Source organism: Pseudomonas arsenicoxydans, assembly GCF_006438915.1.
GTDB classification, from domain to species: domain Bacteria; phylum Pseudomonadota; class Gammaproteobacteria; order Pseudomonadales; family Pseudomonadaceae; genus Aquipseudomonas; species Aquipseudomonas arsenicoxydans_A.
Genome location: NZ_RCZE01000010.1, coordinates 74402 through 97531, shown reverse-complemented (window position 1 = coordinate 97531; position 23130 = coordinate 74402). Strand labels below are relative to the sequence as shown.

Genomic DNA, 23130 nt, shown 5'->3' with positions numbered 1-23130 from the left:
GTCATGCGCGCCGATTCACCAGCAAATCAATGCGAATCATTTGCATGTTTTTGAATGGCAGGGAATGTAGAACGCAAAATGAGAAAAAAACGTCAAAGAAACCGTTAATACATGTCATTTTCATTCAGATTAGCAGCCCCTCAGCGGCTTGCTCGCCAGAACTGATATCAAACGATGGCAGATTCGCCCCCGGCAGGACTTCGTTCCGCGCACCAGATGATGAGCAACCGGCTCGGCTGCTCATCTGTAAAAGGTGGCGAAAGGATAGTACAGCGGTGCAAGGGGCGACTGGAAGCGGGTCCTGCTGATTCAATTCTGTGCTGTGGACGACTCGGGGATAAACGCGACGCTCTGGTCTTCGCGGGCGTGAAAAATCCGCTCGCCATTGGTGGGCGTGGTGGTGATGACCTGGTGGTCGGCACTCAAGTAGTTCAGCGGCAGCGCATCGCCATTGCGGTACTGCGCGACAACAATGGTGCGTTGCGCATCCCAGTGTTGCCCGCTGGTGCGGTCCAGCCAGGCCATCAGCGTTGCGGTGTCGCCGGTGCGAGGGAAGTCCTCGGTTTGCTGCACGTAATAAAACGGTGCACCACCGGTTTGCAGGTACATGGGCACTTTGTTGTCGACGTCGATCATCACTATGCGCCAGTGATTCAACGGCGCCCGTTTGCTGGCCTCAAGCTTGACCGTGTCACCGAAGTTGACCACGCCGCCACCGCTGTTGGTCCATGGATACAGCACGCCGAGCACGGCCATCAGTACGGCTGCGCTTACCCCGAATCCGATCTTCAAGCCACGACTGGCAAACGTTCCGATCGCGTTGCGTTCGGCCATGCGCCGTGTGATCCACCACGCCCCGAGCAATTGAGCGAAGGGTACGAGGGGCAATACGTAGTAGCTGCGTCGACTGCCACTGGCGGTGAAAAACAGCATAAGCAACCCCAGGCCCCAAATCAGCCAGCGTGTATTGGGCTCGACACTGCGCCAGTTGCGCAACGCGATCCAGCACGCCAATAGCCAGCAAGGTGCCCACGGCAAGGTGTAGACAGGGAGGTAAAGCAGGTAAGTGTAAATCGGACCGATGTTATCGAACGGTTGGAAAAACCGGACGACGTTCTCGCGCAACACCAGGCCCAGGCCACTTTCGCCATAGGTCGGCGCTCCGTACACATGGGAGAGCATGAACGGTGTCATGTAGAAAACGCCGGCGATCAGCAGCGCCGCGCACAGCCGCAGATTGAGGTGGCGTTTCCAGCGACCTTCCTGCACCAGATGCGGCAACAGCAACAATCCCGGCAGGATGAAGCCGATCAAGCCTTTGAACAGCGAGGTCAGCGACAGCAGCAGGAAAAACACCAGGTAACGGCCCAGGCGCGTGTCGTCCGGTCCGCGCCAGTACCACCACACGGCCGCCAGCACGCCGCACACCGTGAGGATGTCGGCCGTGGCCACCCGTGCCCAGAAGACAAAATAGAAGGTGGTCGCAAGCATCCATCCGGCGATCAAACCGGTGCCTTTACGGAACAGCTGTTCGCCGATCAAGTACACCAGCCAAACGCTCAGCCACGCGGCAATCACCGAAGACAGGCGTAACGACCAGTGGCCCAGCCCGCCGGTCAACCATGCGGAAGCCGTGATCAGCCAATAAGAGGGCAGGGGTTTGTCGTAATAGGCGCCGCCCTTGAGGTAGGGATCGAAATAGTCACCACTTTGCAGCATCTGCAGCGCGATGTTGGCCCAACGTGTTTCCGCGCCCCATAACTCGCGGGTGCCCAGCCCCAAGAGCAGGATCAACGCAGTGACGCCCAGCAGGAGAGCCAACCGGCCTCTATCACTGGCCCAGAATTTCATGACGGATTTCCAGTCGGTACTGTTGAAGACACGGGTTCAGTGCCGGTTTTCGGGAATATCAGGATCTGCAAATTGCCGCGGTGATAACGTACGCCGTCGATAGGCAACAGCTCGACTTCCTGGACTTCCTGGACGCTGTTCACCCGCATGACCACGCCGACCGCACCTTTTTTTCGTGCTTCGGTCATCCACTTTCCGACGCTGTCCTTGGTAACTTTGCGCGAATCCATGGCGGGGTCAGTGAGGCCGTATTTCAGCTCGCCGATGGTATTGAACAGGTCGACTTGTGGCCGCCTCAGGCGCCAGGACAACGCTGAAGCCGCCCCCAGATCGTTACTGAGCAATGAAGAAGTTTGCGCCAAAGCATCGAGGTGCTCGGCGATAAACTGATCCGGCATCTTGCTGTTGACGATCTGCGCGGGCATGGCAGCCGGCGCCAACGCAACCAGCAGCCAGATACCGATGGCCGGCATCGCCCAAAACGTCAATGGCCGCAGGACTTGCAAGGCGTTGGAAATGATCCAGCCGATCAACACGATGAACACCAGGGACAGGCTGAACATCTCGGTGTTTTCGTAGATTTCCTTGCTGGCCTGCAGATAGAGCAAGGCGATCAAAGCCGTGGTGCCCAAGGTGATGTTGATCACACCGTTGATGCGAATTGACCGGCCTCGTTCCTGATTCAGCTGTTCCATGAGCATGTGCCCCATCAGCAGGGCTAACGGCAACAGGCACGGCATGATGTAAGTCGGCAACTTGCCGCTGCTCAGGCTGAAGAACGCCAGTGGCAGCAGCAGCCACAGCAGCATGAACGCGATGGCCGGTTGGCGTTTTTGCTTCCAGGCGTTAATAAAGGTGTTCGGCAGCAACGCCGCCCACGGCAGGCTCGACGCAACCAGCAGCGGCAGATAGAACCACCATGGCCGTGCGTGCTGAGCATCATCGGCGGCGAACCGGCGGACGTGTTCATTCCAGAAGAAGAAGTTCCAGAAGTCCGGCTCCCGATGCGCGATGGCGAGCACCCACGGCAAGCACACCGCGACCGCCACCAGCACGGCCAACGAGCCGTAACGCACGAGTTCGCCCATGCGCCGTTGCCAAATCATGTAGGGCAGGGCGATCAACACCGGTAACAGCCAGGCCAGAAAGCCTTTGGTCATGAAACCCATGCCACAGGCAAATCCCAACAACGCCCACGCGCCGGCTTTGCTTCGAGACGTAGGGCTGTCGATCGCAAACCAGAGCGCGACCAGGCTCAAGTTGACCCAGAGCGTGAATTGCGGATCGAGGTTGGCGTAACCGGCCTGACCGGCAATCAGCCCGAAACTCATGTACAGCAACGCGCAGGCAGCGCTTTTGCGTGGATCGTTCCAAAGCCTGCGGGCAATCAGGTAAGTCAGCCAGACACTCAGCCCGGTGCTCACTGCTGAAGCAATCCGCACACCGAACAGGTTGTCGCCGAAGATGGCCTGACCGATGGCGATCATCCAGTAGCCGGCAATAGGCTTTTCGAAGTAGCGGATACCCATGAAGTGCGGTGCGACCCAGTTGCCGCTCAGGAGCATTTCCTGGCTGATCTGGCCGTAACGGGTTTCATCGGGAATCCACAAGCCGTGCGTCACCAGCGGCAGCAGGTAAAAAACCACAAACGCCAACAACAGGCTGGGCACGAGCCAGCGTTCGATGGGGGCGCGAGCGCGGGTTAACGGACCCGCAGAAAAGGGCAGTGGATTTTGTGAAGTCATGACTCGTCCTTGGCGTAATACCGCGAGTGGCCAGCATCGGTGGCGAAGTTCAACCGGCAGTGGGGTGACTCGCGTTGAGTCGCCGGCGACTGCTTACTGTTGGCGAGTAGCGGTGGTTTATTTTCCTTGTAGCGCGTTCCAGTCTTCGGGATTAACAATGCCCAGTACTTGAAGTTGCCCGTTAGTGTCAATGCGCAGGAACAGCGAACTGCCATATTCACTCTTCGCTGCGTGAGGGAAACCGGTCTCGGCTAAAAAGTCGCCGATGCAACCACTGTGGGATACCAGTACCAGATTGCGATGGGCTTGCTTGTGTGCCACCACATCGTTGCGCAGTGTTTTGCCGCAGCTGACCAGCCATTCCTGAGTCTTCGGGTCGCTGCCGAACATGGCGTGCGAGGTTTGTATCGTGCGCGTGACCGGGCTGCTCAAGACGTCGGTCTGCGCCATGCCCAGGCGCATGAAGTGCTGACCTACCGCCGTGGAAGACTCGTTGCCGAACCGTGTAATACCATCGGCTGGCCCCAGGCAAGGGTTGCTGGATTGGTCGCACCGCTCGGCGTGACGAACCAGCGCTACGACTTCACCAGCCTTCCAGTCTTGCAAGAGTTCAGCTTTGGCAGCGCTGTCGGCACTGGCCAGGTGGGTGGGCGATCTCGGCCACAAGACAAAGCCCGTGACGACTGCAGCAACGATCGAGGCGGCGATCAGTGACGCCAGTTTTACTGTGCGTGAAGTCATGTTTCGTTCGTAATCTGAAGTGGAAGAATTACGAGCAAAACTAGTGCGTCGCAGGTAGCGGAGGAGTGAAACGAATGTGAAAAAATTGCGCAGGAAGAAGGCGGGATAAACTTAGTTAGTTATTGAAAAACCTTATCTTTTACTCGGTTCTTGGTGTGACTTTGCTGTGTCGAAATAAAAACGTCATGCAAGGGTTGGTTCAGCGGTGACAGGGGCACCGCTGAACAGTGCCAAAACGTTAAACAAGTGATTTGATCAGGAGGACGGGCAACCTTGTTGTGTCCCCCGGGCCGCTTGCCCGATCTGCGCAGCCAAGCGCTTGACATTAGTCTGCTGGGCGGCGACCAGATCCTCGATGGTCGCGCCTGAAGGCGTTTGCAAGGTGCTACGGCAGGTGACTGACGCGGCATTGCCTTCACCGGTATTGCGCAAGCGCCACGTCACATCAATCAGCCCGTATTGACCGGGAACCAGATCAAAGCGCTGCACCTCGATGCGCAGCGACAGTTTGCGTTGAGGATTGGCGCTGGCCAACTGATCCACCAAGGCACTTCGAAACTCTTCCCCCAGCGATGCCCCCCACCATTCGGTTTCGAGCAACACCAGTCCGCTGTTGCCTTGTCGAATGACGACCTGTGTGCGGTCGACCTGTGGGGGCACGGTAAGGGTCTCGATATCGATAGAAACCGCATTACTGTGCGCTACGCCGCCCGTCTGTGCCGGCATCAGGGTGTAATAGTGAACAGGATCACTGCGGCAGGCCGCGAGCAGCAACAGCGCAGTGACCAAGGCGAACTTTGGCGAAAAACCCATGGGTGTTGCTCCTTTCTTCTGCGGCCCGATCATTGTTTCAGGTCCTTTGGCAAGGCATTGTCAGGTCGACCACGAAGCAATGATTCCGGATGCCGGCTCAGGTAATTCGTCAGTTCACGCAAAGATCTCGCTGTGCGTGAAAGTTCATCCAGGGTCTGCCCCAGTTGTACCCGTTGTGGCGAATCTTCGGCAATCGTGGAGTTAGCAGATTGCAGGGCCGTATTGGCCGATTGCAGGGTTTTGCCAACGTCCGACAGGGTGGAATCTACGCCAGGCAGTGTCTTGCTGTTGAATTTCACCAGTCCTTTGCGCATCTCCACCAGGTTGCTGTCGAGGTTGTCGGCGATGCGCTCCACGGGCAGTTTGTTGATCTTGCTGATCATGGCTTCGAGTTTTTCCTGCAACTGCTCGAGGCTGCCCGGAAGCGTCGGAATCATGACCGGGCGCGCGTTTGGATCGAAGGCGACTTTTTCGGCTTTAGGGTAGAAGTCCAGTGCGATGTACAACTGGCCGGTCAACAGGTTGCCGGTGCGGGCCTGGGCGCGCAGACCGTTGTCGATGAAAGTGCCGATCATCCGCACACCAGCCGCTTCGTCATTGGGGTCATGATTGAGCGCTTTGATCATTTTGGTGTGGGCCTGACCCAGAAGCTGCGGGTAGATCACAATGCCGACATTGACCGGGAAGCTGCGTTTTATCGGGTCAAAGTCCAGATTGACCGATACAACCTTGCCGATTTCAATGCCGAGGAATTCCACCGGCGCATCGACCTTGAGCCCGCGCATCGCCTGATCGAAACGCAAGGCCAGGAACTGAGGCTTGCCGTTGGGCGGGGCGAGGGCGGTTTGCTGGTCTTCGAACAGCTCGTAGGCATACTCTTCGGCGGCCGGTTTGTCGTTAGGGTTGTAGTCCGGTGTACGAAAGGCAATACCACCCACCAGCAAAGAGGACAAGGACTCGGTCTTCAGTGCAAAGCCGTTGGCGCCGACGCTCACGTCCACACCGCTGGCATTCCAGAATCGGGTGTTTTCGGTGACGTACTGGTCATTCGGCGCATGGATGAACAGGTCGATGTTCACGCCTTTGCCGTCAGGGTCCAACGCATAGGCCACCACCTGGCCAACCGGAATCTTGCGGTAGTAAACCGGCGATCCAATATCCAGCGACCCCAGGTCCTGAGTGTGCAAGGTGAACCGTTTGCCAGGCTCGCCATAGGTGATCGGTGGCGGGTTTTCCAGACCTTTGAAGTTTTTCGCGCGGCCATTGGCCTGGCCAATGTCGGCGCCGATGTAGTCTCCGGACAGCAAGGTATCAATCCCCGAAACTCCTCCGGCACCGATGCGCGGACGCACGACCCAGAATTTCGAATCTTCACGGGTGAAGCTTTCCGCCTGTTTGGCCAGTTTGATCGTAGCGTTGACACTCTTCTGGTCGTTGCTCAGCTCCACATCTGAGACTTGGCCGATCACCACATTGCGGTATTTGACCTCCGTCTTGTTGGCCGTCAGGCCATCACCGGTCTTGAACGTGACCGTGATGGTCGGGCCTTCCTGCAAGATGCTGTGGACCACCAGTGAAAGCCCCACCAATACCGCAACAATGGGCACTATCCAGACCAGTGAGAGACTGCGACCGGTCTTGACCGGGGCCTGCCCAGGGGCTTGAGGCCCTTCAGTGGCTTGCGACTTCATCCATGACCTCCTCGTTGTGTAGGTTTTCCCGCTTTTTATCCCAGATCAGGCGCGGGTCGAAACTCATCGCCGCCAGCATGGTGAACACCACCACCAAACCGAAAAACAGAATGCCCGGCCGCGGTTCGATGTCGGCCAGGGCTTGAAACTTCACAAGTGAGGCCACCAGTGCCACCACGATCACATCGAGCATGGACCAGTAGCCGATGACCTCGACAAAGCGGTAGAGCTTCGACCGCTCCTTGCGCGCCCACAGGCTGTCGCGCTGTACGGTCACCAGCAACAAGGTAAGCGCCACGAACTTGATGCCCGGCACCGCGATGCTGGCGATGAAGATGATCAGGGCGATGTCCCAGGCACCGGCTTCCCAAAACTCCAGTACGCCGCTCATGATCGTGCTGTCGGCACCATTGCCGACCATTTTGGTGTTCATCACCGGCAACAGATTGGCCGGCACGTAAAACGCCAGGGCGGTGAACATGTAGGCCCATGTGCGGGTCAGCGAGTTGGCTTTACGATGGTGCAGCGCCGCGCCACAACGCTCGCATTCGTGGGGTTCACCGGTCATGTCGCAGGCCATGCCGCAGCTATGGCACAGGCAGAGGTTGAGATCGCTGGCGACCGGGGGCGTATTCATAGGATGTCCCACAATTCACGGATATCGCGCCCGGCGATGCGGATCATCATCAGGCTGAGTACGGCCAGGGCAAACAGGCCGATGCCGGGCAGCACGTCGAGCAAACCGGCGAGTTTGATCACCGCGACCATTGCACCCAGCAAACAGACTTCCAGCATGCTCCAGGGCCGGAGGGACTCAAGCCAGCGCATGCAGAACTTGAAACCGGGTGAACGTCGGTGCGAGAGGGCGAAACACAAGACCCAGATCAGCAGCAACAGCTGGAAAATCGGCGCGATGATCATTGCAATCGCGGCGACCATCGCGATGAACGTGATCGGTCCCAGGCTCAGGGCCATGACCGAATCCCACAGGGTTGCGCTGTTTTTCAGGCCTTTGAGGCTGATGCTCATGACCGGATAGAAATTGGCGAAAATCCACAGCACCAACGCCGTAAAGGTCAACGCCAGTCGTTGCTCCACCGTCAGGCCGTTGTAGCGCTGCAGCACGCCGCCGCAGCAAGTGCACAGGGTTTTCTGGTTTTTAGCGAGCGTGACTTTTTCATACACACTGTCGCAGTGCTCGCAGATGATCAATTGATCAGTAGTCGCCATGGGCCAAGGCTCAACAGTAGGCAGGAAGTTCAGAGCACCTCCTCAATATAGAAGTGCCTTGCAATTGAGCAAATCGAAAGTCGAAACGATGCTGTATCAGTGAGCTTTTATCTGTACGGAGGACTGTCGATTTCGCATCCGCCCGTTCGACTATCTGTCAGGGAATGAGTCGGCGGGTACGCTGTGATTCCCGGCATTCCCGATACGTGCACTCAACAGGAGAAGACCATGCGCAAGCTCACCGTTGCCGCCTTCATGAGTCTGGATGGCGTGATGCAAGCCCCCGGCGGTCCTGAAGAAGACACCAGCGGCGAATTCCGCTTCGGTGGCTGGATCGTGCCTTTTGCCGACAAGGTCTCCGGCGAGGCGGTACAGGACCTGTTTTCGCAGCCGTTCGAGTTGCTGCTGGGGCGTCGCACTTACGACATATTCGCGGCGTATTGGCCGCACCAACAGGCCGATTCACGCAGCCAAGGCATCGCTGACCGGTTCAACAGCGTGCCCAAGCATGTGGCTACGCATCGCCCTGATACGCTGGAATGGCAGAACAGTCATGCACTCAAAGGAAGCCTTGCCGATGCGATACGCGCGCTCAAGCAACAGGACGGCGCCGACCTGTTGACGCAGGGCAGCGGCGACCTGGTGCGCCAACTGCTTGCCGCCGGGTTGGTCGACGAATTTCGCTTGATGACGTTCCCCGTCGTACTGGGGCGAGGCAAGCGCTTGTTTGACGACACGGCACACGCCTCGGCCTTCAGATTGGCGCACTCGACCAGCACACCTGCTGGCGTGCTGATCACCCGGTATGTGCGCGATGGGGAAGTACGCACTGGAACGTTCGATGGAGGTGAATAGAAGGGGGCCGTGCTTACGCCTTCACTTCAACCTTATCCAACGCCTGATTCACCGCCAATTCCCCCAACATGACCACTTGGGTAATCCCCAGCAGCGTCTTGCGGTTTGAGTTGTCCAGCAGCGCCGCGAGATTGCTGAGCATGGTGGTGGCCGAGCCCAATGATTCGCTGGCGTTGACCAGTAGGGATTCGGTGTCGCACTTGGGGTTGGCGAGGAACATCGGTTCGGGTTCGTGGTTGCTGGCCATGATTTGCGCGGCCGGGTTGAGGTAATGGTCGAGGGCGCGTTCGGCCGCTTCGTGGAATTTTTTCGAATCGAGCGATTCGTAGGGCGATGCCGGATCGGTTTCCGGTGGGTTGGGTGTTGGTTTGATCATGGCGAAACTCCTGATTGTTCATTAGGAGCTACCCGCATCACTTGCAGATGATGGGTGGCAGCTATGTGCGGGTCTGCAAGACCGGGAAACCAGGAACCCGGCAGACCCGAAGATCTCCCGCACAAAGCCGCCATTTCGCGGACATGAACGAGCGTCCGTTGGCAGGGCTATGCGACTGGTATTCCGGCGGGCTTGCAGACCCGATCACTGATGAGCAGTGACAGGAATCAAGTTAACGACGGGGACCAGGACGCACAAGCCGGCGGATTCTGTCTTACCTGTAGGCGATGGCGCAAGGCGTTGTAGCCTTTAGGAAGTAACAGGAGGCTTCGTTTAAACAGGCTGAATTTTTGTTGTTTAAGCGGCTGCAAATCGTAGGGGGGAATCCAGCGCCGGCACGGACCCCAATGCGAGGTCCGCTCCCGTTGTGCCTGCCGTCATTACTGGCTGGAGCGAATGGCTCCGCCATCAATCAACAAGTTCTGCCCGGTCAAGTAACCTGCATGCCTGCTGCAAACGAAGGCACACAGTGCACCGAATTCTTCGGGCGAGCCGAAGCGTTTGGCAGGGATTTCACTGCGGCATTCGTCGAGGAATGCCTCACTGTCTTGCCCCAGCTCCTGAGCCGCCTCGACCAGGTTGCCGCGCAGTCGATCGGTGTCGAAGGAGCCCGGTTGCAGGTTGTTGATCGTCACATTACGACTGGCAATGTTTTCTTGCCGGGCCAGCCCTGCGATAAACCCCGTCAGGCCGCTGCGCGCGCCATTGGACAGGCCCAGGCTTTCGATAGGCGACTTCACGGCACTCGACGTGATGTTGATGATTCGGCCAAATCCGCGTGTCGCCATGCCGTCTACCGTTGCCTTGATCAACTCGATCGGGGTGAGCATGTTGGCGTCCAGTGCCTTGAGCCAGGCGTCGCGATCCCATTCGCGGAAATCCCCGGGAGGAGGGCCACCCGCGTTGTTGATCAAGATATCGAAATGCTCATGGGCCGTAAGGGCAGCCGTCCGACCTTCATCGGTCGAAATGTCTCCGGCCACGGCAATGACCGTCACGTCAGGATTGATCGCCCTGAGCTGACGGGCCGTTTCATTCAGTGTCTGTTCGCCCCGTGCAGTGATCACCACGTTCACACCTTCGCTGACGAGTGCCTGTGCGCAGGCTTTCCCCAGCCCTTTGCTGGCGGCGCACACCAGTGCCCAGCGTCCTGCTATTCCAAGATTCATGCGTGTTTCCCTGAAAGAAGAAAGCTCAAATAAAGTGCCTGGCTGTTCATGCATGATCTACCGCTGTGGACAGCTTTGGCGATTCAGCATCGATTCCCATGAAGCGCCGCACCCTCTCGCCCTCGGCATCGCAGCGGATGGTTTCAGGGGCGGCGTCGAGTTGAATATTGCCGTTCTCCATGAAAATCACCCGATCGGAGATCGACATGGCAAAGTCCATTTCGTGGGTCACGATCAGCATGGTCATGCCTTCCTTGGCCAAATCGCGGATCACATTGAGCACGTCGTTGACCAGTTCCGGGTCGAGGGCCGAGGTCGGCTCGTCGAACAGCATGATCTGCGGCTCCATGGCCAGGGCCCGGGCGATTGCCACGCGCTGTTGCTGCCCGCCGGAGAGTTGGTGCGGGTATTTGTGGGCGTGGGCCAGCAGGCCGACCTTGTCCAGCAGCGCATAGGCACGATGTTCACTCAGCTCGCCCGGCTGGCCGTGGTAACGCGGTGCCAGCGTGACGTTGTCGAGAAGGGTGCGGTGCGGGAACAGGTTGAAGTTCTGGAACACCATGCCGATGTGCCGCACGCCTTTGCGCAGGCGGGAACTGTCGGGTTTGTCCGTCGCTTCGATGAAGGTTTCGCCGAACAACAGAATGTCCCCAGTATCGATGCTTTCAAGGCCGTTGACCGTGCGGATCAGCGACGTCTTGCCGGACCCGGAGGGCCCAATGATCGATACCACCTGGCCGTATTCGACAGTCAAGTCGATACCCAAAAGCACTTTATGCGTGCCGTAGCTCTTCTGGATGTTCTTCAATTGCAGAATGGGTGTCGCGTTATTGCCGGCTGCTTTGCGCGCACTGTCGGGCAATGCTTCGGCGCAGGCCTTGAACTTGGCCACGGCGGCATCATCGAGTGTGTGCGGCTTGCGGAAGTTCAGGTCAAGGTAGCGTTCCAGACGCTGCAGGAAATAGCCGAACACGGTGACGATCAACACGTAGTACACGCCTACCGCCGCCAGGGTTTCCATGACCAGGAAGTTGGTGGCGTAGAGGCGTTGGCCGACCGTGAGGATTTCGGTCAGCGAAATGACCGAGACCAGCGAGGTCAGCTTGACCACCGTGATGTATTCATTGATCAAGGTGGGCAGCGAGATACGGAATGCCTGGGGGATCACGATCAAGCGTTGCATGCCGAACAGCCCGACACCCAGCGCGCGCCCGGCTTCCTTTTGGCCCTTGGCCACGGAAATCAGGCCGCCACGATGGATCTCGGCCATGTACGCCGCTTCGGTGACCACCAGGGCGAGCAAGCCTGCGTAGAAGGGGTTGGAGAGAATAGGGCCGCTTGCGGGAAACAATTGCGGCAAGTTATAGACGAACACCACCAGCACCAGCAAAGGGATGCTGCGGAAAAACCAGATGTAGACCGCCGCGGGAATGCGCAGCAACGGCGATTGTGACAGTTTGGCCGTGGCCAGGAGAAAACCCAGCAGCATGCCGATGAACCAGGCCAGGGCACTGAGCTGGATCACCGTGACGCAGGCGTTCCAGAAGTCCGGCAGAGAGAACAGGGAGAAAAAATACGACCAATCAAATTGCATAGGGCACCTCAATCTGCCGCCCCGGTGCAGGGGAGGCAGATGACCAAACTACAAGGACACGTGCTTAGTTAGCAGTCGGTTCTTCCAAGGCGTATTTTTTAAGAATAGCGGCATACTCACCACTCTTCCTGGTCTCCTCGAAAGCCTTTTGCACCGCCTGGAAGGTTTCTTCGTTACCTTTCTTGACGAAAATGCCCAAGGTTTGCTGATAGATCGGGTGATCGGTGGTGATGACGACTCGGCCGTTGGTCTTTTCCGCGATCAGTTTTGCGGCGCCAGCGATTTCAACCTGGGCCTGAATGTTCTTGGACAACAGGGCCTGGGTTACTTCAGGCGCAGAGGGGTACTCGCTGACGGTGATGGCGCCTTTGTTGTTAGGCACGCAATATTCATCGGACAGTTTGCGGAATTCCTTGACCCAGGTGGTGCCCTGTTCCAGACCCAGTTTCAAACCACACAGGTCTTCAGGTTTTTTTGCATTGATTTCGCTGCCCTTGGGCACCATGACCGCGGCACCGGTGTTGGCATAGGCGATGGTCTGGGCCTGGGTCTGGCGTTCCGGTGTGATGTACATACCGGAAATGACGGCGTCGTATTTGCCTGAGTTCAAGCCGAGGATCAGGCTCGGGAACTTGGTGTCGACGAACTCCACTTTGGCGTTCATGTGCTTGGCCAGAGCTGCTGCCAGTTCGGGATCGGAACCCACCACGTTCTTGTCCTTGTCATAGGACTCGAAAGGAGGGTAGGTGATCTCCATGCCAACCTTGAACGTATCGGCCGCAGCCATGCTCACCGAGGCACCGAGCATACCGGCTGCCAATACAGCCAAGCTCAACAGGTTCTTTTTATTGTTTTTCATTTTTGACTGACTCCGGCGTAGGTAAGGGTGTAACTGAAAACTTCAATCAGGACGGTTGAACCTGATTTTTCAAATGTCCGAAACTGGCGGGCTTACGTGCCTTGCCTGGCAGTTGAACTTCCCCGTTGGCTACCCTCTGACGCAGATACTGATAGGTCTGCAGAGATTGGCCATACATGTGTTCGCCGATCGTGATTTCTTCGTAATCGTTGCCGGCCTGGGTGAATCCGGGCAGCGGTTTGATCTGGGTGTGATAGTCGCAGGCATAAAACAGAGGAAATGAATAGCGCTCCTCTTTCACGCTGCGCACCCGGTGCGCAGTGGCAACGAATGCGCCTGCCGTCATCACTTCCAGCATGTCGCCGATGTTGACCACAAACGCATCGGCCATCGGTGGTGCATCGATCCATTGTCCGAGATTGTTCATCACCTCAAGGCCTGGTTTGTCGGCCAGGAGGATGGTGAAGCACTCGTAATCAGTATGGGCGCCAAGACCCGGTGCGTCATGGGCGGCACCGTCGAACGGGTAGTGGATCAGGCGCAGCTTGGACGGCGGACGGGTGACCAGGCTGTCGAAATAGTTTTCCTCCAGGCCCAAGGTCAGGGCGAAACCGCCGAACAGGCGCCGGCCCAAGGCGAAGATAGCTTCATAGTAGGCCTGCACCGATGCCTTGAAACCTGCCAGTTGCGGCCAGTCGTTGGGCCCCAGCAATGGGGTGTTGGCCAGCACCAGCGGGTCATCGGCCGGGACTTCGAAGCCGACGTCGAAGGCTTCCTTGTGGTCCGGCTTGCCCTTTGAATAGACCTCTTCGCCTTCGGGCACAAAGCCTTTGTGGGTTTGCGAGGTGCCGATGTAGTGGCGCATCTTGGCGTCGAGGGGCTGGTCGAAATAGTCCTTGGCCGCCTTGCGCAAGTTGGCGATCAGCTGCGGGTCGATACCGTGATCGGTGATATAGAGAAACCCAACGTCGCTGGCAGCGCGCCCCAATTGCTCGGCCACGGCCAGGCGGTGTTCCAGTTCAACGCTGAACAGACCGGCGATGTTAACTACCGGAATGCTATTGAAGTTGGCTTTTTGTGTGTCAGTGCTAACGCTGTTGTTTTTATTGTCAGGCATGACGCATCGGCTCCCTAAAGATGACTTGAGTGGTGGAAACGCTCGAAGTGTTCGCGTTCGGTCTGGCCCATCCACACGTTCAATGACCACAAGTCGGCCACCGGGACGTTGGTGAAGGGCAAATGATGCAGGTAGCCGTCGGCGCCGAATTCCGGGGTCAGGGTGCTGACCTGGTAACCACGGGCTTGCTGCGAGCGCCAGATGCCTTCCCAGTGCTGCTGATGGAAAGCCAGTTCTTTTGCATATTCGGGAGCCGCCGGGTGCGGGACCTGCGGGCCTTGGTCGTAACCGACCCGGGCCTGGATATGGTGAACCCGTTCGATGAACGCGCTCAGGTCATCGGCCGGGTCATTCAGCAGTCGTTCGCAAGTCACCACCCAATGGCTGATGTCGCTGGTGAACAACAGATCGGGCAATTGCCGGATTATCTCCAGGGTCACCCAAGGGTTGAACAGCGAGCGCGAGCGGTGGGTTTCGAAACTGCAGACTTGACCGTGCTTGCGCGCCAGCTCCAGGGCCTGACCGAAGAACTCAACCTGTTGCGGCAACGACCAGCGATCATTGCCCGCCAGCACGTTGACGAAACGGGGGCCGAGTTCGGCAGCCCAGGCCAGTTTCTGATCGAGGTCATTGAGGTGGACGGCAGGCGATGCCGACTGATCCGGCAGCACGTCGTACGCGGTGAAGACGGTGCTGATATAACCCAGGCGATTGGTCTGGAGAAAGGCGCCAAACTCAGCCCGTTCCCGGGCGTCCAGTGGCAGGCGTGCTTCCATGCCATCAAAGCCCGCTTGCAGCAACTCCTCGAGCGCTTGAGCTTTGCTGGCGGTGTAACCCCACAGCGTGCGAAAAATTTCCAGCTTCATCGGTGATCCTCAAAAATCCCAAGGCCTACTGCAAAAGCACTTAGATGGCGCCAGGCCAATCGGCGATCAATGGTCAACTGGGGCAGAGGACTTGAGATCCGGATGCCTGCATCATCTGACCCACGGAGCGATACCGAGGCTGGTTCACTGTGGCGCCGATGTTAGGCACAGGCCGTGCGGCGAAAGAATCTGAAAGTTCAAATCAATACTTCAGACTTTCGTTAACAAATAGCTAGCTACTTATCGCGCTTATCTGAGGGGAATTTAGGGTGAAGAAGGTGTCTGCGTTGGCTATTGGCGCGGCGTGCCATCGTTACAGCATCATTTTGAAGACTGCCAAGCGACACCGGGCTGCAGAGGGATCCTTCAGGCCGATGACTGCCCGTTACGACGGGCAGTCATCGGCCTGAAAAGTGAGCGGCGAGGTCGCCTGATGCTCAAAGTCAACGGTTTCAGCGCTTGATCTGGGAAATCTTCGTGCCTTCGATGCTGACCCCGGCCATTAACCCTTGCTGGTCGGTAATGAACGCGTACGCGTCATCTTTCAGCGTCGAGCTGGACAGGTTCTTGGCAATTCCTTCATCCACTACAACAACTGTGGGCCCTACACCGATTTCCCAACCCTTGGTTTCGGCAAGGTACTTCACCGCTTTGTCGGTCATCAGAAACACCACATAGCCATACGACTGGGCACCCGCCTGCAGCCCCCATGACCCGGTGACGGAGTTGTAATAGCTGTCGACTTTCGTGCCTTTCATTAACACGCCTTCGCCATAACTACCGCCGAACACCAGGCCCGCCTTGATTATTTTTGGGAAGACCAGGATCGCCTTGGCCTGGTGCGAGAGATTTTCGGCAACTGGAGAGGACTTGTAGAGGATTTTCAATTCTTGCCGAGCGTCGGCATTCAAGTCCTCGGCCGTGGCCGCACCGGCCGTGTTGAGCAAGCTCGCCGAGGCCAGTGTGGCTGTCGCGAGGAAGAACGAGAGGAGAAACCGCATGGGTTGTGTCATTTCCGTACTCCGAGAAAGGGAGCTTGGATGTGAGCAGCAGCCAGGGCCTGCAACAGACAGGAACCGAGCTTGCTGACGTTATCCGGCGCACCCTGAAAGGTTGGGACTGCAAGCGTCGCGCCTGAATAAATGGGGCCGTGGGCCGCTGGTCAGTTGCGATGCCATCACTGGTTGTGACCACTGCGTAACGGCGGGGTTCGCTCATGACTGATACGCCTTGAACCTCGGTCAATACCTCGGTGCCCGGTCGTAATCATCTGCGCTGCTAAAATGCACCTTCGAGTTTCAATCGAGGAGAACCAAGATGATCAGCAAAAACACGATTTGTCTCTGGTACGACGGCACCGCACTGGAAGCCGCGACCTTCTATGCCCAGACGTTTCCCGACAGTGCCGTGGGGGCCGTCCACCGCGCGCCCGGCGACTATCCGGCGGGCAAACAGGGCGATGTCTTGACGGTTGAGTTCACGGTGATGGGGATACCGTGTCTGGGCCTGAACGGCGGGTCGGGGATCCAGCATAACCAGGCCTTTTCGTTTCAGGTCGCGACCGATGACCAAGCCGAAACGGATCGCCTGTGGAACGCGATTGTCGGCAACGGCGGCACAGAAAATGTCTGCGGCTGGTGCCAGGACAAGTGGGGTTTGTCGTGGCAGATCACCCCGCGTGCCTTGACGGCTGCGGTTACCCATCCTGATCAAGCGGTGGCCAAGCGCGCGTTCGAGGCCATGATGCAGATGGGCAAGATCGACATCGCGGCGATTGAAGCGGCGGTGGGGCGTTAGCGGGTCACGTGGAAGTGGTTGATTGCTCCGCGCTGGCCCGATCAATCAACCACTGCTTCAATACCGCGGCGGCCGGACGTAATCCGGTCTGGCGGTGGTGAACCAGGTAATAGCCTCTGGACACCGGCAGGCGCATTTCAAAGGGTTCGCACAGCGAGCCATTGCGCATTTCCACCTCCGTCAGGACCGCGCTGCTCAATACAACCCCCTGTCCATGTCGTGCCGTTTCTATGGCCAGAATGGACTGGTCGAAATGTTGACTGGGGATGCCGGCCACCTGCGCCTCGGTCAATTGGCTGAACCGTTTGAACCAGGGCGTCCAGTGGGGAAGCAGGGTGGTTTGCAGGAGTGTGGCCCGCACCAGGTCTTCAGGACCTTTCAGTTTGAGTTTGCGGGCATAGTCGGGTGAACAATAAAGCCGGGCTTCATCCCGGTACAGCAAGGTGGAGTCCAGCGTCGGATCGTTACCGTCAAAGTAGCGAATCGCGAGATCAACCCGATCCCGCTCAAAGTCGATCAAGGCCGTTGATGCACTCAGGTGCAAGGAAATGTCGGGCCTGAAACTCAAAAAATCGGCCATCCGTGGCGCGAACCACTTCGCTGCCAGCGTCGGCGGCATCGACAACCAGACTTCATTGACGTTGCTCAGGCGCAGCGCGTTGCTGGCGTGCTGGATCCGCAGCAACGCCGGTTGTACGGCGGCCCAGTAGCTCAGCGCGGCTTGAGTTGGCTGGACTTGCCGCACCGACCGGATGAACAGCGGCGTACCCAACCATTCTTCGAGCTTCTGGATCTGCTGCCCCACGGCGCCAGGGGTGACATGCAGTTGCGCCGCCGCTTCGGTAAAGCTGGCGTGTTTCATTGCCGCGTCGAATGCGATCAGGGCCTTGAGGGGAGGCATGTCATTCATGCTGAAGTTTTTCTACTCCATGGGGATTTTTAAATCGTTTGTTCAGCACTGGCTTTGCCGCGTACTTTGGCACATTAACTCCCCAAGCAGAGGTTCATCATGAACAAATTTGTCTATCCTGCCTTTGCTTTGCTCGGGCTGATCTGGGGGACCAACTTCATTTTCATGAAGTGGGCTGCCGAGGTGATTACGCCGATGCAGATTGTGCTGTTGCGAGTGCTCTTCGGCTTCGTTCCGATCCTTGTCCTGGCACTCTCACGCCGTGCATTGCGCTGGTCTCATTTGCGCTACTTGCACCATTTTTTCGTCATGTCATTGCTCGCCACCACTGTGTATTACCTGGCGTTTGCCAAAGGCGCGGCGCTGCTTCCTTCGGGAATCGCGGGCATGCTCAGCGGTGCGATTCCGCTCTTCGCCTTTTTGACGGCGTTTGTCTTTTTGCGCCAGGAACCGATCAACCGCTTGACGGTGACGGGCCTGATGATCGGTTTTGTCGGTGTGTTGCTCATTGCCCAGCCATGGAACAGCGGCGGCAACGGCGTTGATATCCGTGGCGTGCTTTACATGGTCGGCGGTTCGCTGAGCCTGGGCTGTTCATTCGTTTACGCCAGACGGTTCCTGATTGACAAGGATCTGTCACCGCTGGCGTTGTCCACCTACCAGATCGGCCTGGCGCTGCTGGTGCTGTTGTTGACCGCCGATTTTCACGGGATCGAGCGTATTGCACACGCGCCTGTCGCCTTGAGTGGCCTGGTGTTCGGGCTCGGGATCATGGGCACCGGCGTGGCGTTCCTGTTGTATTACTTTTTGGTGCAGCACCTCGGCGCGCTCAAGGCGGCAGGTGTCACTTACATTCCGCCCGTCGTGGCGCTGGGCATTGGTGCATTGCTGGTCCATGAACCTTTGCAGGCCCACGATTTGGTGGCACTGGTGTGCATCATCGTCGGGGTCTATGTATTGCAAGTCGGGAAGTCTGCGTCGCGCCCGATAACCGCCGCACCTTCCTTGAAACCTCTTTGAAAACCTCACCCAATCAACCCTCAACCGCAGCAGGAAACCACCATGCCCTTAGCCAGAATCGATGTTGCCGCTGATACCTCCGAAGAAACCGTCGCCTCCATCAGCCATGTGGTTTACGAGGCCATGATGCACACGGCCAACGTTCCCGAACATGACAAGTTCCAGATCATCAATCGCCACCGCAAGGATGAGCTGGTTTATCCGTCGGCCGGCTACCTGGGCCTGACTTACACGCCGGGAATTGTGTTCATTCAAGTGACCTGGAATGCCGGGCGAACCGTTGAGGTCAAGAAGGCCTTTTACCGGGCGATTGCCGAAGGCATTCACGCAAGGACAGGGCTGCGCAAGGAAGATATCTGGATCAGTCTGGTGGATGTGAAGCGCGAGGACTGGTCATTCGGCAATGGTGAAATGCAATACGCCCCGGCAGATTGACGGGGGGACAAGCCCCCTCGCCACACGTCGTTAACCCAACATTTCGCGCATCCGGTACCAGAGCATGCCCAGTGCCAGCAGTGGCGAGCGCAGGGCGCGGCCGCCGGGGAAGGTCATGTGGGGCACGGCGCTGAACACGTCGAAACCCTGGCTGTGCCCCACATGGATCGCTTCGCCCAACAGTTTGGCGCACCAGTGGGTGACGTTCAGTCCATGGCCGGAGTAGCCCTGGGCGTAGAACACATTCGGGTGCTGACTCAAGCGCCCGACCTGAGGGAAACGATTGGCCGAGATGCCGATCATGCCGCCCCATTGGTAGTCGATCCGTACATTCGCCAATTGCGGAAACACCTTGAGCATTTGCGGGCGCATGTAGGCGGCAATATCGGCCGGATCGCGCCCGGAATAATGGCAGGCACCGCCGAACAGCAAACGCCGGTCCGCCGAGAGCCGGTAGTAATCGAGGCCGACTTTCTGGTCGCACAGCGCGACGTTATGCGGGATCAACTGCGCCGCCGCTTCCTCAGACAACGGCTCGGTAGCGATGATGTAGCTGCCCGCCGGCAGCACTTTGCCGCTGAGCTTGGGTTCGAGTTCTTCTAGATGGGCGTTGCAGGCCAGCACCAGGCTGCCGGCGCGCACGGTACCGCCGGCACAGCGAACCTGCACGATGCTGCCATGGATCAGCTCCAGCACCGGGCTCTGCTCGAAGATCTGCACCCCGAGGGATTGCGCGACCCTGGCTTCACCGAGCACCAGGTTTAGCGGATGCAAGTGCCCCGAACCCATGTCCACCAAACCACCGGCATACACGCCGGAGTTCACCACCTGCTCGCGGATCTCTCCGGGTTCGACCAGACGGGTTTCATGGGCGTAGCCCGACGCGATCAGTTCCGCGTGTTCGGCCTTCAACCCGGCAAATTGCGCCGGCGTGTTGGCCAGTTCGCAGAAGCCCCAGCGCAGGTCGCAATCGATGGCGTGCTCGCGGATTCGGTTGCCTACCACTTGCACCGACTCGACACCTGCACGTTCCATATAGCGCACACCTTCGGCACCGACGTGCTTGGCAAACCCGCTGACGTCATGGCCGATGCCGCGAATCAACTGGCCGCCGTTGCGTCCGCTGGCGCCCCAGCCAATCCGCCGGGCCTCCAGCAGGATCACCGAGAGCCCGCGCTGCGCCAGTTCGATGGCGGTGTTGACGCCAGTGAAGCCGCCGCCGATCACGCAGACATCGGCCGTCAGGTCCGAGGTCAGCGTGGGGCGCGGCGTCAGGCCGCTAGCCGACGCGGCATAGTAGGACTGGGTGTGTTCGTTGCTGTATTGAGTCATTTGTTGGACTTCACTTTGCTCCAGGAACGGGTCATCAAACGCATGATCGCCTGGGGCGGGGTGGTCGAAATGTAGAGTTTGTCGAGGACGGCCTGCGAGGGGTATACCTCAGGATTGTTCACCAGTTCCGGGTCCATGAATTCTTTGGCCGGCGGGTTCGGGTTGGCATAACCGACCGACGCGCTGACCTTGGCAATCACTTTTGGGTCCAGCAGGTAGTTGATGAACGCATGGGCCTCTTTTGGGTTGCTCGCATCGGCAGGAACGGCGAGCAAGTCGAACCACAGGTTGCTGCCTTCCTTGGGAATGGCGTAGGCGATATTCACCCCGTTTTTGGCTTCCTTGGCGCGGTTGGCGGCCTGGAACACGTCACCCGAGTAGCCAAAGGCCACGCAAATGTCGCCGTTGGCCAGGTCCGACACGTACTTCGAGGAGTGGAAGTAGGTGATGTAAGGACGAATGGCCAACAGCTTGGCTTCGGCCTTTTTGAAGTCTTCAGGGTTTTCGCTGCGCGGGTCCATGCCCATGTAATTGAGGACCGCCGGGAACACTTCATCCGCCGAGTCCATCATCGACACGCCGCACTGGCTGAGTTTCTTGATGTTTTCCGGTTCGAACAGCACGGCCCAGGAATCGATGTGATCGACGCCCAGCACTTGCTTGACCTTGTCGACGTTATAGCCGATGCCATTGGTGCCCCACAGGTACGGCACCGAGTGGGCGTTTTGCGGATCGTTCTTTTCCAGCAGCGCCAGCAGTTTCGGGTCGAGGTTCTTGAAATTCGGCAGTTGTTCGCGGTCGAGTTTCAGGAACGCGCCGGCTTTCACCTGACGTGCGAGGAAGTGGTTGGATGGCACCACCACGTCGTAGCCCGTTCGGCCCGCGAGCAGTTTGCCTTCCAGGGTTTCGTTGGAATCGAATACGTCATAGATCACCTTGATCCCGGTTTTGGCCTGGAAGTCGGCGAGGGTGGTTTCGCCGATGTAATCGGTCCAGTTGTAGACGCTGACCTGTGGCTGGGCCTGCACGCCGGCGCTGAACAATGCCGCCAGCGCGACCGGGACCATGGATTTCAATAGACGCATATCGACACCTCTTCTAATTATTGGATTCTTCCGGAGATTCTTTGGTGTTCCTGAGGCCGCTTTCGCGAGCAAGCCCGCTCCCACAGGGGAATGCATTTCAAATGTGGGAGCGGGCTTGCTCGCGAAGAGGCCGTAACGGACTAGACGCTCATCATCAGGAACTCGCGTTCCCAGGAGCTGATCACGCGCTTGAAGTTTTCGTGTTCCGCGCGCTTGACGGCGACGTAACCGCGAACAAACTTGCTGCCCAGATAACGTTCGACGGTGTCGCACTCTTCCATCTGGGTGAGGGCGTCTTCGATGGTGATCGGCAAGCGCAGGTTGCGGCGCTCATAGGCGCGGCCCTGTACCGCAGCACTCGGCTCGACGCGCTCGACCATGCCCAGGTAACCGCACAGCAGGCTGGCGGCAATCGCCAGGTACGGGTTGGCGTCAGCGCCCGGCAAGCGGTTTTCCACGCGCATCGCATCCGGCGAAGAGGTCGGCACGCGCAGGCCGACGGTGCGGTTTTCTTCGCCCCATTCGACGTTGACCGGCGCCGAGGTGTCCGGCAGGAAGCGGCGGAACGAGTTCACGTTAGGCGCGAACATCGGCAGCACTTTGGGGATGTACTTTTGCAAACCGCCAATGTGGTGCAGGAACAACTCGCTCATGTTGCCATCGGCGTCGGCGAAGATCGGCTGGCCGGTGGCGATGTCGACCACGCTCTGGTGGATGTGCATGGCGCTGCCGGGCTCATCGCCAATCGGCTTGGCCATGAACGTCGCCGCGACGTTGTGCTTGAGCGCAGCTTCACGCAGGGTGCGCTTGAACACGGTGATCTGGTCCGCCAGGTCCAGCGCGTCGCCGTGACGGAAGTTGATTTCCATCTGCGCCGGGCCGTCTTCGTGGATCAAGGTGTCGAGGTCCAGGCCCTGCAATTCACACCAGTCGTAGACGTCTTCGAACAGCGGATCGAACTCGTTGGCAGCGTCGATGGAAAACGACTGACGACCGCTTTCGGCACGGCCCGAACGGCCCATCGGTGCCTTGAGTGGCAAATCCGGGTCTTCGCAACGCTGGGTCAGGTAGAACTCCATTTCCGGCGCGACAATCGGCCGCCAGCCTTTGTCGGTGTACAACTGCAGCACTTTTTTCAGCACGTTGCGCGGCGACAATTCAATCGGGTTGCCGAACTTGTCGAAAGTGTCGTGGATGACGATAGCGGTGGGCTCGATCGCCCATGGAATCACGTACACCGCATTCGGGTCCGGCTTGCAGACCATGTCGATATCAGCAGGGTCGAGCAGGTCGTAGTAGATGTCGTCGTCGACAAAGTCCCCGGTTACCGTTTGCAAAAGCACACTTTCCGGCAGGCGCATGCCTCGCTCATGCAGGAACTTGTTGGTGGGTGCAATCTTGCCGCGTGCAATGCCGGTCAAGTCACTGACCACACACTCGACTTCGGTAATCTTGTGATCTTTCAGCCAAGTGAACAGCTGATCGAAAGGGACATTCATAAAGACCTCGTTATTGGTTTTATTAACGTCGGGGAGGGCGGTTTCATCCACCGCACTCTTCCCCTGAGACGCGTTGACGACTATC

General features: G+C 58.2%; 22 protein-coding genes. 4 read left to right on the top strand and 18 right to left on the bottom strand.

Translation table 11 applies throughout. The features are described from left to right. Positions 1-309: 309 nt before the first annotated feature. The 7 genes from EAH78_RS20795 to EAH78_RS20765 form a co-directional block, all read right to left on the bottom strand. Positions 310-1851 carry an ArnT family glycosyltransferase gene (locus EAH78_RS20795; protein ID WP_140669206.1) on the bottom strand — a complete coding sequence of 514 codons (1542 nt, stop codon included), beginning with the start codon at positions 1849-1851 and terminating at the stop codon, positions 310-312. Continuing rightward, entirely contained in the window at positions 1848-3596 is a 1749-nt protein-coding gene (gene arnT, locus EAH78_RS20790; protein WP_140669205.1) for a lipid IV(A) 4-amino-4-deoxy-L-arabinosyltransferase, read from the bottom strand. Before arnT ends, EAH78_RS20795 begins: the two co-directional genes overlap by 4 nt. Before the next feature lie 117 nt (positions 3597-3713). Beyond that, positions 3714-4337: a histidine phosphatase family protein gene (locus EAH78_RS20785; protein WP_140669204.1), complete on the bottom strand. Its 624-nt coding sequence runs from the start codon at positions 4335-4337 to the stop codon at positions 3714-3716. 255 nt (positions 4338-4592) lie between these two features. Next, positions 4593-5150 carry a PqiC family protein gene (locus EAH78_RS20780; protein ID WP_140669203.1) on the bottom strand — a complete coding sequence of 186 codons (558 nt, stop codon included), beginning with the start codon at positions 5148-5150 and terminating at the stop codon, positions 4593-4595. Between the two features lie 29 nt (positions 5151-5179). Next, positions 5180-6841: an intermembrane transport protein PqiB gene (locus EAH78_RS20775; RefSeq protein WP_140669202.1), complete on the bottom strand. Its 1662-nt coding sequence runs from the start codon at positions 6839-6841 to the stop codon at positions 5180-5182. Beyond that, a complete protein-coding gene (locus EAH78_RS20770) occupies positions 6822-7478 on the bottom strand; it encodes a paraquat-inducible protein A (protein WP_140669201.1) in 657 nt (218 codons plus the stop codon). Before EAH78_RS20770 ends, EAH78_RS20775 begins: the two co-directional genes overlap by 20 nt. Further along, complete coding sequence (locus EAH78_RS20765) at positions 7475-8071, bottom strand: paraquat-inducible protein A (protein WP_140669200.1); 597 nt, start codon at positions 8069-8071, stop codon at positions 7475-7477. The genes EAH78_RS20770 and EAH78_RS20765 overlap by 4 nt, the downstream gene beginning before the upstream one ends. A gap of 228 nt (positions 8072-8299) precedes the next feature. Here EAH78_RS20765 and EAH78_RS20760 point away from each other — a divergent pair, with 228 nt between their 5' ends. Next, positions 8300-8926 (top strand): dihydrofolate reductase family protein, encoded by a 627-nt coding sequence (locus EAH78_RS20760; RefSeq protein ID WP_140669199.1) that lies wholly within the window; start codon positions 8300-8302, stop codon positions 8924-8926. 13 nt (positions 8927-8939) lie between these two features. Here EAH78_RS20760 and EAH78_RS20755 read toward each other — a convergent pair whose 3' ends face one another. The 7 genes from EAH78_RS20755 to EAH78_RS20725 form a co-directional block, all read right to left on the bottom strand. Further along, the gene (locus tag EAH78_RS20755) at positions 8940-9302 is read right to left on the bottom strand and encodes a DUF6124 family protein (RefSeq protein WP_140669198.1); all 363 of its coding nucleotides are present in this window, start codon (positions 9300-9302) and stop codon (positions 8940-8942) included. Between the two features lie 440 nt (positions 9303-9742). Then, positions 9743-10531: an SDR family oxidoreductase gene (locus EAH78_RS20750; RefSeq protein WP_140669197.1), complete on the bottom strand. Its 789-nt coding sequence runs from the start codon at positions 10529-10531 to the stop codon at positions 9743-9745. 46 nt (positions 10532-10577) lie between these two features. After that, positions 10578-12125: an amino acid ABC transporter permease/ATP-binding protein gene (locus EAH78_RS20745; protein WP_140669196.1), complete on the bottom strand. Its 1548-nt coding sequence runs from the start codon at positions 12123-12125 to the stop codon at positions 10578-10580. 64 nt (positions 12126-12189) lie between these two features. After that, positions 12190-12984 carry an ABC transporter substrate-binding protein gene (locus EAH78_RS20740; protein ID WP_140669195.1) on the bottom strand — a complete coding sequence of 265 codons (795 nt, stop codon included), beginning with the start codon at positions 12982-12984 and terminating at the stop codon, positions 12190-12192. 46 nt (positions 12985-13030) lie between these two features. Continuing rightward, positions 13031-14101, bottom strand: coding sequence for an isopenicillin N synthase family dioxygenase (locus EAH78_RS20735; RefSeq protein ID WP_140669194.1), 1071 nt, complete (start codon positions 14099-14101; stop codon positions 13031-13033). Positions 14102-14115: 14 nt separating this feature from the next. Continuing rightward, positions 14116-14967, bottom strand: a complete 852-nt coding sequence (locus tag EAH78_RS20730) for a sugar phosphate isomerase/epimerase family protein (protein ID WP_140669193.1) — start codon at positions 14965-14967, stop codon at positions 14116-14118. A gap of 452 nt (positions 14968-15419) precedes the next feature. Continuing rightward, positions 15420-15980 carry a YSC84-related protein gene (locus EAH78_RS20725; RefSeq protein ID WP_140669192.1) on the bottom strand — a complete coding sequence of 187 codons (561 nt, stop codon included), beginning with the start codon at positions 15978-15980 and terminating at the stop codon, positions 15420-15422. A 304-nt stretch (positions 15981-16284) separates the two neighbouring features. Here EAH78_RS20725 and EAH78_RS20720 point away from each other — a divergent pair, with 304 nt between their 5' ends. Further along, complete coding sequence (locus EAH78_RS20720; protein WP_140669191.1) at positions 16285-16764, top strand: VOC family protein; 480 nt, start codon at positions 16285-16287, stop codon at positions 16762-16764. Positions 16765-16768: 4 nt separating this feature from the next. Here the strand turns inward: EAH78_RS20720 and EAH78_RS20715 are convergent, their stop codons facing one another. Then, positions 16769-17674 (bottom strand): LysR substrate-binding domain-containing protein, encoded by a 906-nt coding sequence (locus tag EAH78_RS20715; protein WP_140669190.1) that lies wholly within the window; start codon positions 17672-17674, stop codon positions 16769-16771. A gap of 99 nt (positions 17675-17773) precedes the next feature. Between EAH78_RS20715 and EAH78_RS20710 the strand changes: the two genes are divergently transcribed. Together EAH78_RS20710 and EAH78_RS20705 are read left to right on the top strand one after the other, a co-directional pair. Further along, entirely contained in the window at positions 17774-18694 is a 921-nt protein-coding gene (locus EAH78_RS20710) for a DMT family transporter (protein ID WP_140669189.1), read from the top strand. Between the two features lie 42 nt (positions 18695-18736). Further along, the gene (locus tag EAH78_RS20705) at positions 18737-19129 is read left to right on the top strand and encodes a tautomerase family protein (RefSeq protein WP_140669188.1); all 393 of its coding nucleotides are present in this window, start codon (positions 18737-18739) and stop codon (positions 19127-19129) included. A gap of 30 nt (positions 19130-19159) precedes the next feature. Here EAH78_RS20705 and EAH78_RS20700 read toward each other — a convergent pair whose 3' ends face one another. From EAH78_RS20700 to EAH78_RS20690, 3 genes are all read right to left on the bottom strand, one after another. Beyond that, positions 19160-20461 carry an NAD(P)/FAD-dependent oxidoreductase gene (locus tag EAH78_RS20700; protein WP_140669187.1) on the bottom strand — a complete coding sequence of 434 codons (1302 nt, stop codon included), beginning with the start codon at positions 20459-20461 and terminating at the stop codon, positions 19160-19162. Beyond that, positions 20458-21546 (bottom strand): polyamine ABC transporter substrate-binding protein, encoded by a 1089-nt coding sequence (locus EAH78_RS20695; protein ID WP_140669186.1) that lies wholly within the window; start codon positions 21544-21546, stop codon positions 20458-20460. Before EAH78_RS20695 ends, EAH78_RS20700 begins: the two co-directional genes overlap by 4 nt. 140 nt (positions 21547-21686) lie before the next feature. Continuing rightward, positions 21687-23045: a glutamine synthetase family protein gene (locus tag EAH78_RS20690; protein WP_140669185.1), complete on the bottom strand. Its 1359-nt coding sequence runs from the start codon at positions 23043-23045 to the stop codon at positions 21687-21689. Positions 23046-23130 lie beyond the last annotated feature (85 nt).

What these genes read in the sequence shown, in the direction of transcription:
- EAH78_RS20795 (WP_140669206.1), bottom strand. Translation starts at nt 1,851, where the DNA reads ATGAAATTCTGGGCCAGTGATAGAGGCCGGTTGGCTCTCCTGCTGGGC.
- arnT (WP_140669205.1), bottom strand. Translation starts at nt 3,596, where the DNA reads ATGACTTCACAAAATCCACTGCCCTTTTCTGCGGGTCCGTTAACCCGC.
- EAH78_RS20785 (WP_140669204.1), bottom strand. Translation starts at nt 4,337, where the DNA reads ATGACTTCACGCACAGTAAAACTGGCGTCACTGATCGCCGCCTCGATC.
- EAH78_RS20780 (WP_140669203.1), bottom strand. Translation starts at nt 5,150, where the DNA reads ATGGGTTTTTCGCCAAAGTTCGCCTTGGTCACTGCGCTGTTGCTGCTC.
- EAH78_RS20775 (WP_140669202.1), bottom strand. Translation starts at nt 6,841, where the DNA reads ATGAAGTCGCAAGCCACTGAAGGGCCTCAAGCCCCTGGGCAGGCCCCG.
- EAH78_RS20770 (WP_140669201.1), bottom strand. Translation starts at nt 7,478, where the DNA reads ATGAATACGCCCCCGGTCGCCAGCGATCTCAACCTCTGCCTGTGCCAT.
- EAH78_RS20765 (WP_140669200.1), bottom strand. Translation starts at nt 8,071, where the DNA reads ATGGCGACTACTGATCAATTGATCATCTGCGAGCACTGCGACAGTGTG.
- EAH78_RS20760 (WP_140669199.1), top strand. Translation starts at nt 8,300, where the DNA reads ATGCGCAAGCTCACCGTTGCCGCCTTCATGAGTCTGGATGGCGTGATG.
- EAH78_RS20755 (WP_140669198.1), bottom strand. Translation starts at nt 9,302, where the DNA reads ATGATCAAACCAACACCCAACCCACCGGAAACCGATCCGGCATCGCCC.
- EAH78_RS20750 (WP_140669197.1), bottom strand. Translation starts at nt 10,531, where the DNA reads ATGAATCTTGGAATAGCAGGACGCTGGGCACTGGTGTGCGCCGCCAGC.
- EAH78_RS20745 (WP_140669196.1), bottom strand. Translation starts at nt 12,125, where the DNA reads ATGCAATTTGATTGGTCGTATTTTTTCTCCCTGTTCTCTCTGCCGGAC.
- EAH78_RS20740 (WP_140669195.1), bottom strand. Translation starts at nt 12,984, where the DNA reads ATGAAAAACAATAAAAAGAACCTGTTGAGCTTGGCTGTATTGGCAGCC.
- EAH78_RS20735 (WP_140669194.1), bottom strand. Translation starts at nt 14,101, where the DNA reads ATGCCTGACAATAAAAACAACAGCGTTAGCACTGACACACAAAAAGCC.
- EAH78_RS20730 (WP_140669193.1), bottom strand. Translation starts at nt 14,967, where the DNA reads ATGAAGCTGGAAATTTTTCGCACGCTGTGGGGTTACACCGCCAGCAAA.
- EAH78_RS20725 (WP_140669192.1), bottom strand. Translation starts at nt 15,980, where the DNA reads ATGACACAACCCATGCGGTTTCTCCTCTCGTTCTTCCTCGCGACAGCC.
- EAH78_RS20720 (WP_140669191.1), top strand. Translation starts at nt 16,285, where the DNA reads ATGATCAGCAAAAACACGATTTGTCTCTGGTACGACGGCACCGCACTG.
- EAH78_RS20715 (WP_140669190.1), bottom strand. Translation starts at nt 17,674, where the DNA reads ATGAATGACATGCCTCCCCTCAAGGCCCTGATCGCATTCGACGCGGCA.
- EAH78_RS20710 (WP_140669189.1), top strand. Translation starts at nt 17,774, where the DNA reads ATGAACAAATTTGTCTATCCTGCCTTTGCTTTGCTCGGGCTGATCTGG.
- EAH78_RS20705 (WP_140669188.1), top strand. Translation starts at nt 18,737, where the DNA reads ATGCCCTTAGCCAGAATCGATGTTGCCGCTGATACCTCCGAAGAAACC.
- EAH78_RS20700 (WP_140669187.1), bottom strand. Translation starts at nt 20,461, where the DNA reads ATGACTCAATACAGCAACGAACACACCCAGTCCTACTATGCCGCGTCG.
- EAH78_RS20695 (WP_140669186.1), bottom strand. Translation starts at nt 21,546, where the DNA reads ATGCGTCTATTGAAATCCATGGTCCCGGTCGCGCTGGCGGCATTGTTC.
- EAH78_RS20690 (WP_140669185.1), bottom strand. Translation starts at nt 23,045, where the DNA reads ATGAATGTCCCTTTCGATCAGCTGTTCACTTGGCTGAAAGATCACAAG.